This window comes from uncultured Sphingobacterium sp. (genome assembly GCF_964277905.1).
Taxonomy (GTDB): Bacteria; Bacteroidota; Bacteroidia; order Sphingobacteriales; family Sphingobacteriaceae; genus Sphingobacterium; species Sphingobacterium siyangense.
The window spans coordinates 26,014-43,050 of record NZ_CAXYKD010000035.1; the positions used below are offsets into that span (position 1 = coordinate 26,014).

General features: G+C 34.5%; 19 protein-coding genes and 1 pseudogene. 11 read left to right on the top strand and 9 right to left on the bottom strand.

What is annotated here, in order from left to right; translation table 11 throughout:
- Positions 1-25 precede the first annotated feature (25 nt).
- Positions 26-811, top strand: a complete 786-nt coding sequence (locus tag ACHWSC_RS15750) for a hypothetical protein (protein ID WP_394677365.1) — start codon at positions 26-28, stop codon at positions 809-811.
- 489 nt (positions 812-1,300) lie between these two features.
- Positions 1,301-2,131, top strand: a complete 831-nt coding sequence (locus ACHWSC_RS15755; RefSeq protein ID WP_394677366.1) for a chitin binding peritrophin-A domain-containing protein — start codon at positions 1,301-1,303, stop codon at positions 2,129-2,131.
- Between the two features lie 197 nt (positions 2,132-2,328).
- Here ACHWSC_RS15755 and ACHWSC_RS15760 read toward each other — a convergent pair.
- The 4 genes and pseudogenes from ACHWSC_RS15760 to ACHWSC_RS15775 all read right to left on the bottom strand — a co-directional run.
- Positions 2,329-2,733 (bottom strand): annotated as a pseudogene (locus ACHWSC_RS15760) (AAA family ATPase); the annotation flags it as partial.
- Between the two features lie 97 nt (positions 2,734-2,830).
- On the bottom strand, positions 2,831-3,304 hold the full coding sequence (locus tag ACHWSC_RS15765; RefSeq protein WP_394677367.1) for an AAA family ATPase: 474 nt from the start codon (positions 3,302-3,304) through the stop codon (positions 2,831-2,833).
- 895 nt (positions 3,305-4,199) lie between these two features.
- On the bottom strand, positions 4,200-5,318 hold the full coding sequence (locus tag ACHWSC_RS15770) for a hypothetical protein (protein ID WP_394677368.1): 1,119 nt from the start codon (positions 5,316-5,318) through the stop codon (positions 4,200-4,202).
- The gene (locus ACHWSC_RS15775) at positions 5,315-5,878 is read right to left on the bottom strand and encodes a hypothetical protein (RefSeq protein ID WP_394677369.1); all 564 of its coding nucleotides are present in this window, start codon (positions 5,876-5,878) and stop codon (positions 5,315-5,317) included. Before ACHWSC_RS15775 ends, ACHWSC_RS15770 begins: the two co-directional genes overlap by 4 nt.
- Positions 5,879-6,622: 744 nt before the next feature.
- On the opposite strand from ACHWSC_RS15775, the gene ACHWSC_RS15780 reads away from it, so the two are divergent.
- From ACHWSC_RS15780 to ACHWSC_RS15805, 6 genes are all read left to right on the top strand, one after another.
- Positions 6,623-7,378: an immunity 22 family protein gene (locus ACHWSC_RS15780; RefSeq protein WP_394677370.1), complete on the top strand. Its 756-nt coding sequence runs from the start codon at positions 6,623-6,625 to the stop codon at positions 7,376-7,378.
- A gap of 108 nt (positions 7,379-7,486) precedes the next feature.
- A complete protein-coding gene (locus ACHWSC_RS15785) occupies positions 7,487-7,879 on the top strand; it encodes a GNAT family N-acetyltransferase (RefSeq protein ID WP_394677371.1) in 393 nt (130 codons plus the stop codon).
- Positions 7,880-8,133: 254 nt separating this feature from the next.
- On the top strand, positions 8,134-8,523 hold the full coding sequence (locus ACHWSC_RS15790; RefSeq protein WP_394677372.1) for a hypothetical protein: 390 nt from the start codon (positions 8,134-8,136) through the stop codon (positions 8,521-8,523).
- Between the two features lie 74 nt (positions 8,524-8,597).
- On the top strand, positions 8,598-9,158 hold the full coding sequence (locus ACHWSC_RS15795) for a hypothetical protein (RefSeq protein WP_394677373.1): 561 nt from the start codon (positions 8,598-8,600) through the stop codon (positions 9,156-9,158).
- A gap of 220 nt (positions 9,159-9,378) precedes the next feature.
- On the top strand, positions 9,379-9,699 hold the full coding sequence (locus ACHWSC_RS15800; RefSeq protein ID WP_394677374.1) for a DUF3157 family protein: 321 nt from the start codon (positions 9,379-9,381) through the stop codon (positions 9,697-9,699).
- Positions 9,700-9,983: 284 nt separating this feature from the next.
- Complete coding sequence (locus ACHWSC_RS15805) at positions 9,984-10,211, top strand: DUF4304 domain-containing protein (protein ID WP_394677375.1); 228 nt, start codon at positions 9,984-9,986, stop codon at positions 10,209-10,211.
- 623 nt (positions 10,212-10,834) lie between these two features.
- Here ACHWSC_RS15805 and ACHWSC_RS15810 read toward each other — a convergent pair.
- The 5 genes from ACHWSC_RS15810 to ACHWSC_RS15830 form a co-directional block, all read right to left on the bottom strand.
- Positions 10,835-11,740, bottom strand: a complete 906-nt coding sequence (locus ACHWSC_RS15810) for a helix-turn-helix domain-containing protein (protein WP_394677376.1) — start codon at positions 11,738-11,740, stop codon at positions 10,835-10,837.
- Between the two features lie 2 nt (positions 11,741-11,742).
- Positions 11,743-12,246, bottom strand: a complete 504-nt coding sequence (locus ACHWSC_RS15815; protein WP_394677377.1) for a hypothetical protein — start codon at positions 12,244-12,246, stop codon at positions 11,743-11,745.
- Positions 12,247-12,253: 7 nt separating this feature from the next.
- Positions 12,254-12,688: a DUF2147 domain-containing protein gene (locus ACHWSC_RS15820; RefSeq protein WP_394677378.1), complete on the bottom strand. Its 435-nt coding sequence runs from the start codon at positions 12,686-12,688 to the stop codon at positions 12,254-12,256.
- Positions 12,689-12,723: 35 nt separating this feature from the next.
- Complete coding sequence (locus tag ACHWSC_RS15825; RefSeq protein WP_394677379.1) at positions 12,724-13,542, bottom strand: oxidoreductase; 819 nt, start codon at positions 13,540-13,542, stop codon at positions 12,724-12,726.
- A gap of 433 nt (positions 13,543-13,975) precedes the next feature.
- A complete protein-coding gene (locus tag ACHWSC_RS15830) occupies positions 13,976-14,107 on the bottom strand; it encodes a hypothetical protein (protein ID WP_394677380.1) in 132 nt (43 codons plus the stop codon).
- A gap of 319 nt (positions 14,108-14,426) precedes the next feature.
- Here ACHWSC_RS15830 and ACHWSC_RS15835 point away from each other — a divergent pair, with 319 nt between their 5' ends.
- The 3 genes from ACHWSC_RS15835 to ACHWSC_RS15845 all read left to right on the top strand — a co-directional run bounded on the left by ACHWSC_RS15835 (position 14,427) and on the right by ACHWSC_RS15845 (position 16,758).
- Positions 14,427-14,624: a hypothetical protein gene (locus ACHWSC_RS15835; protein WP_394677381.1), complete on the top strand. Its 198-nt coding sequence runs from the start codon at positions 14,427-14,429 to the stop codon at positions 14,622-14,624.
- Positions 14,625-15,104: 480 nt separating this feature from the next.
- Positions 15,105-16,064, top strand: a complete 960-nt coding sequence (locus ACHWSC_RS15840) for a hypothetical protein (RefSeq protein ID WP_394677382.1) — start codon at positions 15,105-15,107, stop codon at positions 16,062-16,064.
- A gap of 160 nt (positions 16,065-16,224) precedes the next feature.
- Positions 16,225-16,758 (top strand): hypothetical protein, encoded by a 534-nt coding sequence (locus ACHWSC_RS15845; protein WP_394677383.1) that lies wholly within the window; start codon positions 16,225-16,227, stop codon positions 16,756-16,758.
- Positions 16,759-17,037 lie beyond the last annotated feature (279 nt).

Consider the following 17,037-nt stretch of genomic DNA (forward strand, 5'->3'; position numbering starts at 1 on the left):
CAGCATGTCAATAAGATTTTTTATTATGAAGTTTACTAAAATATTAGTTTTACTCTTTCTCTTTATTGATTTTTCAGTTGGTTTTGCACAGAAAAAAATAACTGTAAAAACAGCCAAAGAGTATTGGTTTTCTGATAGATTATCAGACAGCCTCTCGGAAAAGAAAATACCCGATCCAAGCCAAGGCTTTCCTATACAGGCATTTTTACTACAGAAAGATAGATTATATTATCAACCGGCGATAGGTGACGACCTGATTCCCGTTTCTTTAACACCTGTGAAAGGCTCGGATAAATTATATCTTAATATCGGCGAAACAATGACAAGTAACCATATGTCTGATTATTCATCAGATGGAAAGGATTTCTTATTAACAAAAAGGGCAAATGAAATGCTTCTAACTGTTAATGATAAAAGTGGAAACACTGTAGAGTCTATCAAATTTATAAGACCTACAGATTTCATGATGAATAAAGACGTATCAGAAATTTACTTTGCACATTTGATAAACGGTACTTATAGATTAGGCGACTCAAATGATGAGGTCTCATTTGATATGGACGGAAATTTAAAGTGGATTAACGGTTTCTCAAAATGGAATGTTATTAGAGCTGCGGGAAAGATAAAACCTCGGGTAAATAGTCCCCATGCGTTTATAGTCCTTCAAACCTCAGGTGTTAAGCAAAAGGAATCATTTGTTGTCATCTTTGACGAACTTATTAAAACAATGAATTTCTTTAAATATAATATTCTTAAAGATGGATCCTACAGTTTAGAAAAGGAACCCTATTATATATTGAAACAACGTTAGTTTATCCTATTTCCAGTAACACTTTAAATCACTGGAAATAGGTTTTTATTTTCCCACGTTAGAAACGTGTAAAACCATAAACGGACGATACATAAACAATTACACTTTTGTGTAATGGTTCTATTCCTCTTTTTACCTAACACTTTTTTACGTTTTCGGTCAATTAATAGATGTGCGAAAAATAGCATTTTAAACACAATGACCGGCAATCTGCTTGCCATGATGGTTTCAGAAATTTTTAACCAATTAGCGTTGTACTTACCATGTAGGATTGTTCTCCAGATCTCTTATTCAGCCATGACAGCTGATCAATGATTGCCCGGCTCCAGGAGCCTTAGGATGAGAAAAAGCTTTTAACTGATTTAATTTTAACCGGATTTATTTTATGAAAAAACTATTGGCAATATTTTGCCTGATTACCTGTTATGCCCTTACTTCCTGTGAAAAGACGCTCCCCTCAGCAATCCTGCCCACTCTGGAAAAGAATATATGAAATTTGCTTTTCTACTGGATGCCGGCGGGACGCCAAATGCGGTAATCAAACAATATATCGGCGATTTTGCGGCTCCTGAGATCGAACTGTCGATTTATACAATGGACGGTAAAAGAGTGAAAAAAGGTGTATACAATACAAAGAGCGGTAGGTTCAGGAGATGGTACGATTTTACCAAGATTAAAACCGGAGCTCCAAAATTAAAGGCAACAGCAGATCCGCAGATTATGGACGAAATTCTCATGGAATGTCCGGAAGGACTTGTATTCAACCCGCAAATCCAGGCTTGCGATTTTCCGTCTGAAGTTACTGATGATTGGGCTTCACCCTACTTTTGGATAAGAATGTATGATGATGGGTCTATCGAATATCTGCCTTATGCCAATGAACTGGAGGAAGTGGTTGTTACGCTGCCAGGAGATCCGGGAACAGGTTCCGGTGGAGGTGGTGGCGGTGCGGGAGTGGGCGGTGGATTTCCGGTCAATCCGGGAACAGGTACCGGCTCAGGAAGTGGTAGCGGATCAGGGTCAGGGTCAACCGGTGACGGTGGGTCGGGAACAGGAGGTAGCTCTGGAGGCAGCAATAATACAGGATATCTATCTGAGACTGGCTTGACTGATTTTAATCCTATAGGTGCAATAACTTATTTCGAGGATGATTATTTTAATGACAATGGTGTCAGTAGATATATTAAGTTTGCTTACTTCATTATTACCATATTTATATTTTCCACCGCTTTAGAAACCAAAAACAACTTGCATTGGCGAATCGGCAATAATATATCATATATCGTTTCATTTCCATTTACCCGAATGCAAGGTCTATAATTCTGGTTTTTTTCTTGTAGAATATTTATAAGGCTAATATTGTATCTCGACTCGATAAAACTAATCAGACGATCAATCGGCTTTAATTCTATTCTATGGCTAGAGTAGTGGTTGGTAAACTGCTTATAGATGTCTTGAAAATTTTTTTTGCAAGTTCTTTTAAGTTCATATTATTATATTTTACTCTTTGAAATATTTCAACTACTCTGAGTTACTAATGGCGCTCGTTGAACGCCAATACTTTCTAATAGTGCTTCAAATTGGTCGGGATCATTAGATTCAATACGATTTAGCACTAATGCTGATATTTGACGTATCTCTGCAATATCAAGAGGTATAAGTGACCGATCAAAATTATCCTCTAAATGTGAATATTCATTAGTAATCCTATTTATCAATGTAACTGCAACTGTATCATTATTGAAATATTTCCTTATCCTTTGATCATTACTAATCTTGTGGCTGGGATATTTATAAAATAGATATGCTTCCAAGAACTTTCTCATGTTATTACCAAAATTATATTGATGATCGTGAGATATGGTTTCTTCAGGAGCCTCTGAACAGAAATAAATTTGCTCAAATAAATAATTAAATTCGGTTACGTATTTTTTTTAAATATGTAGGAGCTACTTCAAAATCGTATAATCTTTATTTTTTCTCTCAATAAGTAAATGTTTGAGATCTCCTTTCTTATTATTACCGGTTCCAATTTTTTGGTATTGTAAGTTTTCTTAAATATTTGAAAAAATCTAGATTATGAGCGGAAATAAACAACTGAGCATATTTTTCAGGTTTTGCAATTACAGCTTCAATTAAGCTAAACATAAAGAAAATATGATTACTATCCAGACTGGACATTGGATCATCAATATATATTATGAGCTTATTTCTCTTTATTTCATCCTGCAACTCATCTTGGATCTTAGCTACAAAATAACAGAATGATATTAAGCTACATTCTCCTTCACTCAGATTGTTAGCATCTATACCTTCCCTCTGAATCTTGAATCTCACTCCTTCTTCTTCATCAAATGCTGTCAAACGAAGGGTATTATGCCCAAAGAAGTGTGAAAGATGCTCATTAACTAATTCCGCCCCCCTACTTTCATTCTTTGCTTGACTTTCTAAACTATCTTTTTCAGCTAATAAAGTATCAACTTCTGTTTTCAATCGGGCAAGGTTAATACCCAAGCCTAATAGACATTATTTATTCTGAATTAATATGTTTACAGCTATTAACTTTTAAGATTATTACAAACTGTAAGGCTAAGGTATTGGTTTGAAAGTAGGAATGGTTACGGGAAACCGTAAGAATACGAGTAGCCTCCCTTGTTATCTTACAACTGGCTTAGGGATTTGGACAGCAACGGATGTTTTTTTGTCACCGGGAGTAAGCACTGACATATCGTAGTGTCTTTCAAACATCTCAAGCACCGCTTAAAAGTATCGATATTCCAGTGGGCATCAAAAAAGCGGCAATGATCCATATATAGCCCCCACTGATCGGTATGTTACTGTTAAAATATCTTCAGAAGAAAGCGAAATACTGATGTAATCTTTAAATCTAGTACGTTTAATAAGGATGAATATTTCCCTAAAAATCAATATCTGGCACTGGATAGTAACAAAAAGGACAGCCTCATGACTGTCCCTTCAACACTTGTTTAGCAACACATAAGCACCTTTTTCTTTTAAACGCGCTTCTTATTTGATTTGTTGATTGAATAATAAAATGAGTAAACAACAGTGGTTGCTGTTACTAGTCCTACAATTATATATCTCGAAATTCCAGGATTTGGATCTAAGAAATAAAGTAGCAATACCGTGATAAAAGCGCAAAGAATATATGCCAAAAAATAAATTAAAAAATTTCTCATAAGCCAAAGATATTTGGAACTGTAATGTTGGTTGTAGATTTATCAAAAACAAATTTATCCCAATATGTAGGTATCGCCAAACCTGAAAATATTAGTTTTGTTGGTTGCACTTCTTGTTCTGCAAATGGATCTATAAAGACTCGAACAAAGTTGCCGTGCAAGCCTATATTTTGGTCTAGGCTTGTATGTTATTGTTGAGGTGGGTTTGATGGTTGTCTTGGTAAAATTCTTAAGACATGTGTGTTTTCCATTAATCCACATTCCCCATATCCTTTAACTGTTACGTACACATCGTCACCATTATAAGTATCATATAATGGATAGTTTACTGGAATAGTTATTTTCAAATTGTAAGGGTCAATTTGCAGCGAGGTGTGCGCACCCGCATCAACAGTCCAAGTTAAGTTTGTATAATTAGTCCCTGCGTCAGGTGTAAAAGTCACTATGCCACTTAATCCTTGCTTAATAGATCCAGCACCTGAAAATGAGCCTTTCATTTCAGAATTCACCAAAATAGCTTTATTATAAACTTTCCCAGAAGAAGTTGATCTAAGGTATACTGTTCCCACGGCATTTCCAATTCTAGTAATTTTCCATTGATTATTTCCCAGTGCTGTTAATGTTGCAATACCTGAAGCATTCTCAAGTGTAATCGTGCCAGGGCTAGTAATTGTGTAAGTTCCCTCTGAACAAATATTTGAAGGACCATTAAATACTGGTGTGTAAAATATATCAAATTTAAATATTTCACCCCATTGCGGACACGTAGAACTTTTTCCCGAAACGGTAATCCATTTTACCTGGTCATCCGTAATATTCAAATTAAATGAAGGATTAGTTGTTGTCGTCTGAATACCCGTATTTGTAGTCCATACAAATGATGCAGCAGGAAAATTTGAATTAACTATTTGTGCGGTATAAGTTTTATTCCCCTTAAAATCACCTGGAATTTCTTTATCTCCAGTAATAATATAACGGGAAGGTACGTTCACCTTTACATCTTTATCCAAATAGGTGGAGCCACCTGGTGTTCCATCAAATTTTATTGTTTCATATTGAACACGAAGTTTCCATTTTCCATTTTCGGTAATATTGTTATACCATTTAACGACAACGGTATTTGTATTTTGGCTAATAATTTGTCCGTCGGTTATTGACCATAAAAAATTATTACCATAAGAGGGGCCACTATAAGTGTATGTATAATTTGTTTCTGGGCATGGGTTTGCCTCCCCACTAATCACTTGTCCTATTCCCCTATTTAATAAGAGGCTAAAGAAGAATATTAATGTCAGTTTTATTTTCATTTCTCTATTATTTTTGGTGACCATTCTTCAAATTCTCTATCTTTTGCATTGAAAGAGAATACCTTATGCATGTAATATTTTCCATACTCTTTTATGGTAATTTCTTTGCTACTATAAGCTTTCTTACCCTGCCCATTCTCGTCACTCATAATTACTGCTACCAAATACTTGCCGGGAGAATAATCTTGAAATGTAATGCCAGAAGCAACTGTAATATTATCGGTGTAAACTTCCTTATTAGTTTTTGTGTCGATCGCAATTCCTTGGATTGCCTTGTCGACATCTTTTATGGTTAATGTTTTATCATGGCTTGGCCACATTACTATGGTCATTTTTTCTGGAGATACAAAGAAGTTTTGCCATTGGTTATACTTTACAATACTGGTTTGCACATGTACAACAGACATCTTTTCAGGAATTCCCAAAAATGGATCTTTAGGAGCTTGATAAATACTGTCCAACTGGCTCTTTTCCTCCGGAATAAAAGGATCATTTACCCTTTTCGAACAACCCAATAAGATTGCAAATAAAGCGGGTAATAGTAATAATTTACTCTTCATGTTAATTACAGCTTATGTTATTAATTAATTTTAAGGTTTTTTGACTTTATAATGTCCGCGCACGCAAACACTTGCGACGCAATAAACATTAAATATCTTTTCACTTGGAAATATATTTAGCCGATAAGATAAGTAAAATTGCTTTTTAGATTGTTGGTTATAGGGAAGTTCTACACAAAAGTGTAGAGAGCTTTACAATACCTTTTTTTCTAAGCATTAAGCAAAAAACAATGAACTGGCCAAGGGTTTTGCGACGTAACTTAAAAGTACAGGTTCCAACTTCTATTGTACCTATAAAATTATTCATATTCATTTCCTCTTGGAAGAATCTTAGATGCTAATATCTATTATTTCAATCCAATATCTGACTTTATAGAATACATATATGAAATGGATTCCTTAGTATAAAAAGTATTTTAAATCTAGAGATCCTTTGTCGTCTGCCAAAGAAATCTATATAGCTCGTTCGCATATCATTAAAGATATTAGTGTCGATGACAACATGGACTGCTATTAGAAGGTTGGAATTGGTCGTGGTATGCTGAATTAATATGTCTACAGCTATTAACTTTCAAGATTATTAAAAACTATAAGGCTAAGGTATGAGGTTGAGAAGAATTGGTTACGGGAAACCGAAGCCAAATATACCCAAGGATGTTTCTCAGGTAATTAAGGGAAAAATTCCTATACAAAAATGCTTTATCTTTACCATTGCTAATTCAGATTCTTAAATTACCTCACAGGATGAAAAAAATACATGTATGGCTCGGAAAGTTTAAAACGGAGAAAGAATTAAAAAAATATCTGGATCAAAAGGACTATCTGGAAGCATGGTCTGTTTACGACAACGAACCGCCAACCGGAAACGAAGAGGACGATAAAGAACCAAATACGGAGTTACGCTGTGATTTTTGCAAGGAAGTTCATTTGGATAACTATGATGAAGATCTCATGATAATGAAATATTATAAGGACTCTCTAGATATCAAAACCATTGCAAATGATATTGGTGTAGATAAAAATGAGTTAGAAACATTATTAAGAGGACATAGTTTCATTGGTTTTAACGCTGTTGTAGCTTTTGAAGACAATGACCTAGATGAAAAAGATGCTTCACGTTCTGAAACGATAAAGTACATTGGGAAATTGGCTCAGTTTTCTGACCAGTCTTTATCAGATTATGAGGTTCATTATTTATGGATAGGAGACAATAAAATCGATAAAAAGAATATTCTCCAACAAGCGGCACTAAATAAAAAGGATATTATAAAACTGAATTATTACCATACTTCAAAAAGCGAAAAACTTGACGAGATACTGATTCTCCAAATAGAAGATTACAACATTGCCGAAAAGATGATTCTCAAAGCTGAAGAGCTGAGAATGATCACAGCCCATTCCGTACTTGAACTTGTTGTAAAAGGCACAATTGAAATACATGGTGAAAAAATTGCCGATATGCTCGGTATGAAATATATTGGAAAATTTGACAAGGAATAAAATCTAATTTGTTTTTTACGGTTTGTAATCGTCGACTTTCACATATTCGCATATTTACTAGTGAAGAGTATTTGCTTAAAAATACCAACGAAAACTACAGAATAATAGATGAGCATACAGCTAAGTGTCAATAGAGATTTAAACGCAAACGACATACTAAAACTTTATGAAGCCAATAAATGGAGTGCGGCCGATAAACCAGAACTACTGATCAAAGCACTCTTAAATTCGCATTCCTTAGTTACGGCATGGGGTAGTACGACATTGGTAGGTCTAGGAAATGCTATTTCCGATGGGTATCTTGTGGTTTATTATCCGCATCTACTGGTGCTACCCTCTTATCAAGGCAAAGGTGTTGGGCGTTTGATTATGGATAAAATGCAAGAGATTTATAAGGGTTTTCACATGCAGATGCTTACGGCTGATGGAAATGCTATCAACTTTTATAAAAAGAACGGCTTTGAACGAGCTGGTCAAACAGAGCCGATGTGGATCTATTAAGGTAATGATCATTAAAATTACTTTACTCTCACTGAACAATTTGATTATGAAACACTTATTAATACTTTTAAATATTTGCACCTTATTATCCGCTTATTGTCAGGATACACCACCGATTGCGGTGTCCCCATCGTTGATTTAGGTATACGTGAAAGAAAACTAATTTTTGAAAATCTTGTTTTAAATAAAAAGAATATACAAGAGCAACTGCTCAAATTATAAGCTAATAACTCAATCTTAAAATAAATAACATAATGCAATCAAAATTAATCATACTATTCTTATTAGTGTTTGCAGCAAAATCTTACGCTCAAAATACATCTATCGTACCTATTCAAACTAACTCTACAGATACCACAGTGATATACAAACTTTTCCCTACACAAAATATGTTTACATTTATTAAATTGAATACAAGAAATGGACAAATGTGGCAGATTGAATGGGATAAGGTAAATAAAAATAGTATTCTAACTTTATCAGACACACAATTAACAAGTAAGGATAAAGAAAAAAATGGTAGATTTTTTCTTTATCCAACTACTAATATTTTTAATTTTATTCTTCTCGATCAAATAGACGGTAGAATGTGGCAGGTCTCCTGGGGAAGAGAAAAGGACAGAAAAGTGCTATTAATTGAGTAATCATGTATTTTTATTGTCTTAATAACTAGTATTCATTTTGAAACCATTAAATACATGAAAAAAGTAATTGCTATATGCACACTCATCGTGCTCGCCTTATCTTTTCAAGATTTAAGTGCTCGAACAAAATATCCTGGGAAAAGACATACGACTACATTAGTAACACACCTTCGAGAGAATTTTACATCTTCTACAACGAAGGCTCCCCCGTATTACGGTACGCATATAAAGGAATGATTATCGCGATTAAATTGGCCATTGAAGAAAACTATGGGAAATTTTTTCAGCCACAGATTTTTGTTCAAAATTACAACAAGAGAGATATATTGCTAGATCCATCCAAAATATATGCTCAATATGAAGTGAAATCCAAATTCTTCACTGCTCCAATTTTTGACTATAAAAAATACCTATCTATGGTCAAGAAAATCCAAAAGAGTGAGATGTTTTGGAATGGGCTATCTGAGGGGCTTGCAGCTGTTGCAGCTGGTTATTCTTTTATATCTTCCAACTCGAACACATATGTAACTGCAAATGGGCGCTCCCTTAATTATGGATTTTTCGGAAATAATATGTACGCTGGGACCAGTTCTACGTCCATAACAGGTTCTATAAATACAAAAATGGCTATGTAAAGATGAACACAATATTCCCAAACAGTGAGTATAGTGGTTACTGTAATATTCCGTTTAGATTAGAAATTAACTCATTTTTGATGAAAGTTGAAATTAATGGTAGCAATTTCTTCATTGAGTGGGACAATGATAAATTAAATTCTATGCTTTAGAGTATTTCGAACAGGAATTAGTTCAACTCAATACCACTCAGGAATCTAGCTCGATTTACTGTACCAACATGAAGAAATATTTACTATTTATTATATTTTTATTTTTGGCATCGACGTTAGCGATTGCTCAAAACAAATTTGCCACTACTACAGATGGGAGAACAGTTTTATTGAAAAGCGACGGAACTTGGGAATATGTAAAAGAAAGATCTACCTCATCAAATATTAATCAATTTAAAAGTACCAGCTCCTCCCCTTCGCCCCAAAAAACAAATACTTCTAAAAGAAGTTCTTCTTCCAGAAATTATATCCGTGGCCCTCGTGGAGGTTGTTATTATATCAACTCCAATGGCAAAAAGACTTATGTCGACAGAAGCATGTGTAATTGATTGGGCAAACAGGATCTATGACTATTAGGGCTATTCTCATCATATGCATAAAGATTATTACCTATATTCGGCCGATAAAGAGATTCTGTTTACCATTGAATGGGATAGCTTCTTCTTTCTCATTGCTACAGATCATAAAAAAAATGGATAAGCTTATCGCTAACGATTTGTTCGAGGGTTTTCTCTGTAATGACAAGACAGAACATTATTGGGAATACACCTTTGAGTAAAATAACAATTATAGTCTGAAACAGGATCAGTATAATATAGTACCACAGTCATTTATGAAAACAGAAACTCAAGAAAAATTTGACAGAATGATAAAAGAAAACTTTATTGAAATCTTAAAACCGCTTTGTTTTAAAAAGAAGGCTAACAATTTTTATTTGCCGCTTGAGAAAATCGGTCACATCATAAATATTCAAAAAAGTTATTATAGCACTAAAGACGATATACGTTTCACTATAAACGTTGGAATATTTCCCCCCCGAGTATTAGTTAGCGTGCTTTAACTATCATAACAAAGATTTACCGGTATATCCCACCGAACCTGAGTGTATGATAAGAGAAAGAATTAGCGGCATGAGAGGCCTACCCGATATTTGGTTAAGATAAATTTTATTTCGTTACGCTTTCTGGAATTACTATTTTTATTAAGTTTACAACCTAAAATAAAAAACTATGCTTTTTAAAATCAAATCTGTTCTATCATGTCTTTTCATATTTGCCGGTATAATAATTATAGCAATTAGTTTTAAAAAAGATGATTCAATCAAATTGAATCATGAAATTACTATAATTGATAAACAAAACGGTCTTTGTGATGCTAATTTATTGATTTTGGGAAGTGTATTTATTCTTTCGGGTTCAATAATTTTATCAAGAATAGAGGTTACTAAAAACCAAAGCGGACTGCCCAATCAAATGTCAAAATAAAACTTGCTGTGTTCAGTTATTGTCCATATAATTAAGCTATCTTGTAAATAAGTTTAGTAACTAATTTAATTATAAATTTCTGTAATTTGAATAAATCTGCAGCAGACCATGCTTTTATCATGCACGGTAATTTGAGCGGATAAGGCCTCTAGTAGATTTCTCTTTGAAGCGTTCAAAACGACGAAACCCGCTTGAGTTACTATTTTAAATTTCGAAACTCCTGTGGTGTGTTTCCTGTTTTTTGTTTAAATAGTTTACTGAAGTACTGAGGATATTCAAACCCCAATTCATAAGCTATCTCACTTATGCTTTTATTAGTCCCTAAAAGAATACGTTTAGCTTCTTCGATTAGGTAATAATGGATCGTGTCTTTAGCATTCATGCCTGTTTCCTTTTTTAGTAAATCGCTCAGGTAATTGGGCGAGAGATTAACTTTTTCAGCAAGATAAGTAACTGAAGGCAACCCGTTTTTATTGAGTTCATTCGAATTAAAATAATTCGTCAATACATCCGCTACTTTTTCAACAATAGTTCTGTTCGAACCTTTTCTGGTTATAAATTGCCTTCCATAATAGCGCTGGCAATAATTGAGCAATAGTTCGATATTTGAAACGATCAGAGTCTGACTATAATGATCAATATTCTCCTGCAGTTCTGTCTCAATTTTTTCAATGCAGTCATATAATGTTTCTTTTTCCTTATCCGAAAGATGCAATGCCTCTGACGTTTCGTAAGAAAAGAAGGTGTACTCTTTCATCTTTGAACCTAAAGATGTCCCAAGCAAGAGATCAGGATGGAAAAATAATCCCCAGCCCATCATGTCTTCCTTTTTTTCTATCTCATTGTCCATGGTGACTACCTGTTTGGGAGCGATACAGACCAAACTTCCTTCCTGAAAATCGTACGACTGCCTTCCATATCGCATGTTGTTGGCACAATAATTTTTAAACATCACAGAGTAAAAATCACAGCTGATCCGTATTCCATCTTCCATCACTTCATCCATTTTGCTGAAGTCAATTATCGTAACCAATGGATGTTTGGTTTTATGCTGTACAAACTTATTGATGTCAGAGATAGTTTTTATATTGATTACAGGCTTCATTTCTATTTACTGTTTAAAGTTTTGATAATAGCATTATAGTAAATGTCGGCCCTTTCCTGAGAAAAGTAATCAACAACCAATCCTGCCAAAGCAAAATAGCTCAATGCAATTCCGACTCCCATCCATGTTGGATTCTTGGTAATCCAAAATATAATTATAGTCAGTGTAAAAAATAGGGTCGCGACAATCTTTGAAACTTTGTATCCGTACTGAAAATCGTCTACTCGTTTTTTCTCTGCTTTTGCAAATGCTTGCTTATCTTGTTCAAATTTCTGAGGCAGCTCTACCATACGCTTAGGGTTGGAAAATAACATTCCGCCACCAATTGCCGAATAAATAAGGCCAACTATCAGTAAGGGGAAAAATAGAGCTTTCGCATTCGGTGTCGTCCCAAACCTCCAGAATAAAAATCCAGCAATCATTGTTGCCAATCCAAAGATGACAATAAACTTTGCTTCAAACAACTCTCCTTTAATCCAATCAAATGTATAGTCTAGTAGGTTCATTACATTTCTATTTATGTCGGTGAAAACTTGCTGTTTGCCCTAATAAAGAAAGCCCTAAGTATCCACGTAAATATAATTTATTATTTTTAATCCACACCTTGCAACTATAGGTATCTCCGCTTGGCGCATTATAAATTTTTCCGTCCGTATACTCTTTACCATTCCACCTTAAAGAAGTTAAACTTGTAATACCCACAATATTTCTCGTCCGAAGGTTTTTGTCGGGATTTTTTACGTCTTTTTTGGAGGTCTTTCCATCGCTTTCCACAATTTGTTTTCCCCAGATATACTTACCTTGGTAGCTATCGCTACTGCGATAAATTTCAATAATAACGTCTTTCTTGTCTGATTCCCATGCACCTATAATTTCATTTTCAGTTTGCGCATAAGCATTGCCAAATATTCCCATCATCAACAGGAATAAGAGTTTAATTGTATTCATTTTACAGTATTTTGGTTATGATTAATAAAAAGGATTTATTTCATTTGGCTCATGACGATACTGTCAAATAATTTGTCTCCTAAATAGATACGCATCCAGGGCATCATGACTGAAAACTTACCAACTTTGTATCGCGTTTTGGGTTTATTAGAATTGACGATTTTTAAAACCGCATCGGCGATGACTTTTGGTGAAGAGGAGCCGTTTCCTTTTGCAGCATCAACCGTTCCTTTTCTGATCTTATCCATCATGCTTTTGTAGGCACTGTCTTTTGGTAATTGATCAAACTGATCTAAGAGCACTGAACCAAATTCAGTTGCTATAAAGCCTGGCTCCAGCACGACCACTTTCACATTAAACGGTTTTAATTCCAATCGCAAACAGTCACTCAGACCTTCTACTGCGTGTTTACTGGCGTGATACCATGCTCCCATTGGAAAATACATTTTTCCGCCCATCGAGGAGGTATTGATAATTGTTCCGGATTTTGCTTTACGCATATAAGGTGCTATTTTTTGTGTCATTGCAGCCATTCCAAAAACGTTTACCTCCATCTGTTTTCTCGCTTCATCTAAGGGAACATCCTCAACAGAACCATAAAGTCCAAATCCTGCATTATTCCATAATACATCAATTTTTCCTTGTTCCGAAATTATGATATCGACGACCCTGTCTATATCACTTTCCGTTGTTATGTCCATTTGTATTGGATGTCCACCCAGCATTTTCAGGTCCTGCATATTCTCAATGCGGCGAGCAACAGTATAAACGATATGTCCTTGCTCGATAAGCGCCTTTGCAGATTCTTTACCCATTCCCGAACTTGCACCTGTTATAAGAATTACTTTTTTCATCTTCTCAACATTTAAAGTTTGATACTACAAAGTTGGGAATACCTTAATCTCTTGTTGTATACAAATCCACGATTGTTAAATACATTTTACAGAAAAGGAAGACTTCCCATTTTTCTAAAGCTTATATTTCAATGGATTGATTTTTTTGAAAGCTCCCGTATTATTTGAGATAATAGTTTTTCATTTCTTGGAAAACATTTTTATAGTCCTAATTGCGGTATAGCGATTTATTGTTGTGCAATTGCTTTATGATCTCGTCTACAGCATCTAAGTTCCATTGGCCTTGATTTCGGTTACAGCATTTTTAAAAGACCGATCAATATTTTTTGGTCCTTTAAATCGTTAAAATCTGCTATGAAAAATGAAGCATTGACCATAGATCATAACCATAACAAAGGAGGTGTTTAAAAAGCACCTCCATTATGAAAAGTTACTACTTCTTCCCTTGTTGTCTTTTTGGAGGAAGTAAAGAAAGGAGTATTGCCTGGAGTTTCTTTGTTGTCTCTTTGGCGTCTGTCTGGTTTACCTGTTGATTCGGCAATTCTTCCTTATATAGAGCCAACATCGTATTAAAGGGTGACGATGGATTAAATGATGAAAACAATAAACAGCTCCTACTCCATCTTTATGATTCTATAAAGAATAGTGATGCAAGCCCGAATGCATTCAGTCTATTTCTATTTCAAACGGAAGAGCACAGTCAAAGTGGTACGGGACAATGGGTCGCAAGGCTTTCAAAGGCTAAAAATGATGATGAACCTACCGTAGCTGCACAGCATTTTAAAATTCCTCCTCCAGAAAATGCACCATCTTATCGCAAATCACTTACACTTGAAATTCGAAAAGAGATATTTAAGGAGATTATCCAGGCAGAGGACAAGTCGATGCAAGAGGCCGAAAGAAAGTATCCATTGACGAGCTTTAGTAACGCAGAGAAGAATGATACTTATCAGCATCAACTGGCAAAAAAGTTCAAGGCCGAGATTCAAAGAAAATTTAAAGTAGACCAGAAAACACTTAAAACAATATCATTGGAAGGATTGGAATATAATTGGCCTATGCCAAAATATTCGAAAGACTAACAGTAGATATTTAAACAAGGTACGGCATTCTATCATGGCATTATACTTTTCCAATCGGGCAAGGTTAATACCCAAGCCTAATATACCTTATTTATGCTGAATTAATATGTTTACAGCTATTAACTTTCAATATTATTACAAACTGTAAGGTTAAGGTATTGGTCTGGAATAATGGTAGGTTACGGGAAACCGTAGCCAATATACCCAAGGATGTTTCTCAGGTAATTAAGGGAAAAATTTCTATACAAAAATGCTTTATCTTTATCATTGCTAATTCAGATTCTTAAATTACATCTCAGGATGAAAAAATACATGTATGGTTCGGAAAGTTTAAAACGGAGAAAGAATTAAAAAAATTACTTGAAGATCTAAAAATGTCTATTAAAAGTTTTAATCCGAATTTAAGTGACTATGATGCTATGGCCCTTGCAAAAGGCGGAGTTATCCAGAATTTAAATTCAGTTGAATTATCCGTAAATTATGCGAATAAACAAGGAACCACAGGAACAAAATGCCCATAAGCTTCTACTTCTTATCATACTTATAATAGTATGTTTGGGTAAAAGTCGGGCACAGGCAAAATATTTTATACTAGAGGATACGTCAGTGAACTATCAAGTCCATCAGGTCTCGATGTCTGCCAAGGAGCTATATGGTATCGAGGCAAAGGTCGAATGCTTTAATATCTTATATGATGGATATGCACTAGATAAGAAAGTGGTTAAAAAAGATTATGATCAAAATCTGATCCTATTTTCGGCTCTTCCTGATATGCAAGGTAAAGAAAGCTGGAAAGAAATAGTATTGGATTCCATTCAAAAGTCTTTAATAGATTTTGGCGCTTTAAATAAATTATTTGAGTCACATACCTACTCCCTATTTTTTGATAAATATGGTAGCAAAACTAAATTTCTAAACGACTATAAAATTATTGTGAAAAGAAATAGTAAATTATATACACCAGCAATTTGTCTATTACAGTTCTATGCAATAAGGAATCGTCCGGACATATTTACCAACCCGTTTGGTACCATAAACACGCATTTAAAAAGTATTTCAGTAAAACAGGTGGAAAAGATATATAAGGACAGATATCCCTACAGTAATTTCCCTGTTTATGGGATAGGTGAATCTCCTGAAAGACTTGAATCTTTTGACCGGATCAGAGATCGGAGAGAATATTTGTCAAAAAAGATCGACTTAAAAACGGGTGAAACTGGATATCAGTTTTGGACATTTACAGACTGGTTCCAGCACCGTCATAATTACGAATTGGAACGAGGTATTGACAGGTTCATTTATACCGCAGAAAAAGGAATTATTGGAGGGTCATTTGATTTCTATTTTTATTTCCACCGAAAAAAATTACCAATAAAATATACAGATTTCCTAAACAACATTAAGGAGGAAAAAGTTATGATGGCAGATGGATATAAATAGTGTACTATTTACTGCTTTATTATCCGATTATCATTTATTTTAAAAGGTTTATTCAAAGGGTGTAAACTGTATCATAAGGTCATAATTTTACATCTCATCTTAGAAGCCTTTCAACTATAGATAAATCTCGAATTATAGATAGAATAATGGGCTGAACAATATGATACTAGAAAAGACAAAGGAGTTACTCAAAAAGGAGTTCGCATGGCTTGCCAGCATTCTTTTATTTTGGACATTGGCAAGTTGTGCAACGAAAAAGAATCTTGACGACTTTGCTGAAATTGATCGAAACAATTGCAGTAGTTTTAATCAGCTGGGTAAAGGATATACGGAAAGCGAGGTAGCCCCATTAATACATGGAAAAGTAAGATTATGCTATAACAATGAAATAGTGCCTTACGCGAGAGTCTTTTTTCTTAAAAATGGTAGGGACACCATAGCTTCGCTTACCACAGACGAAAAGGGTGAATTTTCAAAACAAATATCGGCAGATGGATTTTGGGGAAAAGTAATTATAGAAAAATTTGGATCGAATTTGACAATTGATGAGGTTAGAATAGATGCATACTTTAATGATTACTATCTGGACATAAAATTACCAAGGCAACCTGCTTATATAAATGAAACCGGCCGAAGAGAAGATCAGAAAAAGTTAAGAAAGGAAGTTGAAAAAGCAAGTCGAAAACATCAGTAAATAATAGGGATCAATCCACTCACTAGTTCCAAGTGAGGAGGTTGATCTTATTTATTTTTTGAATGTGTAGCTTTTAAAGATCATCCACACCTGATCCGTCAATTTAATTTTTTTTTACTACTTAGATCATCTATAGTCAAAAATCCGGTAACAGAAATCTTTTTGACAGCTAGTACTCCGTGCTCAATAGCTAGAAATAATTTTTTTAAAACCAAACAGGATTCGATCCTCCCAAACTCAAGTTTCTTTTATTCCTCATAGCCCAACTCATCAAGGATA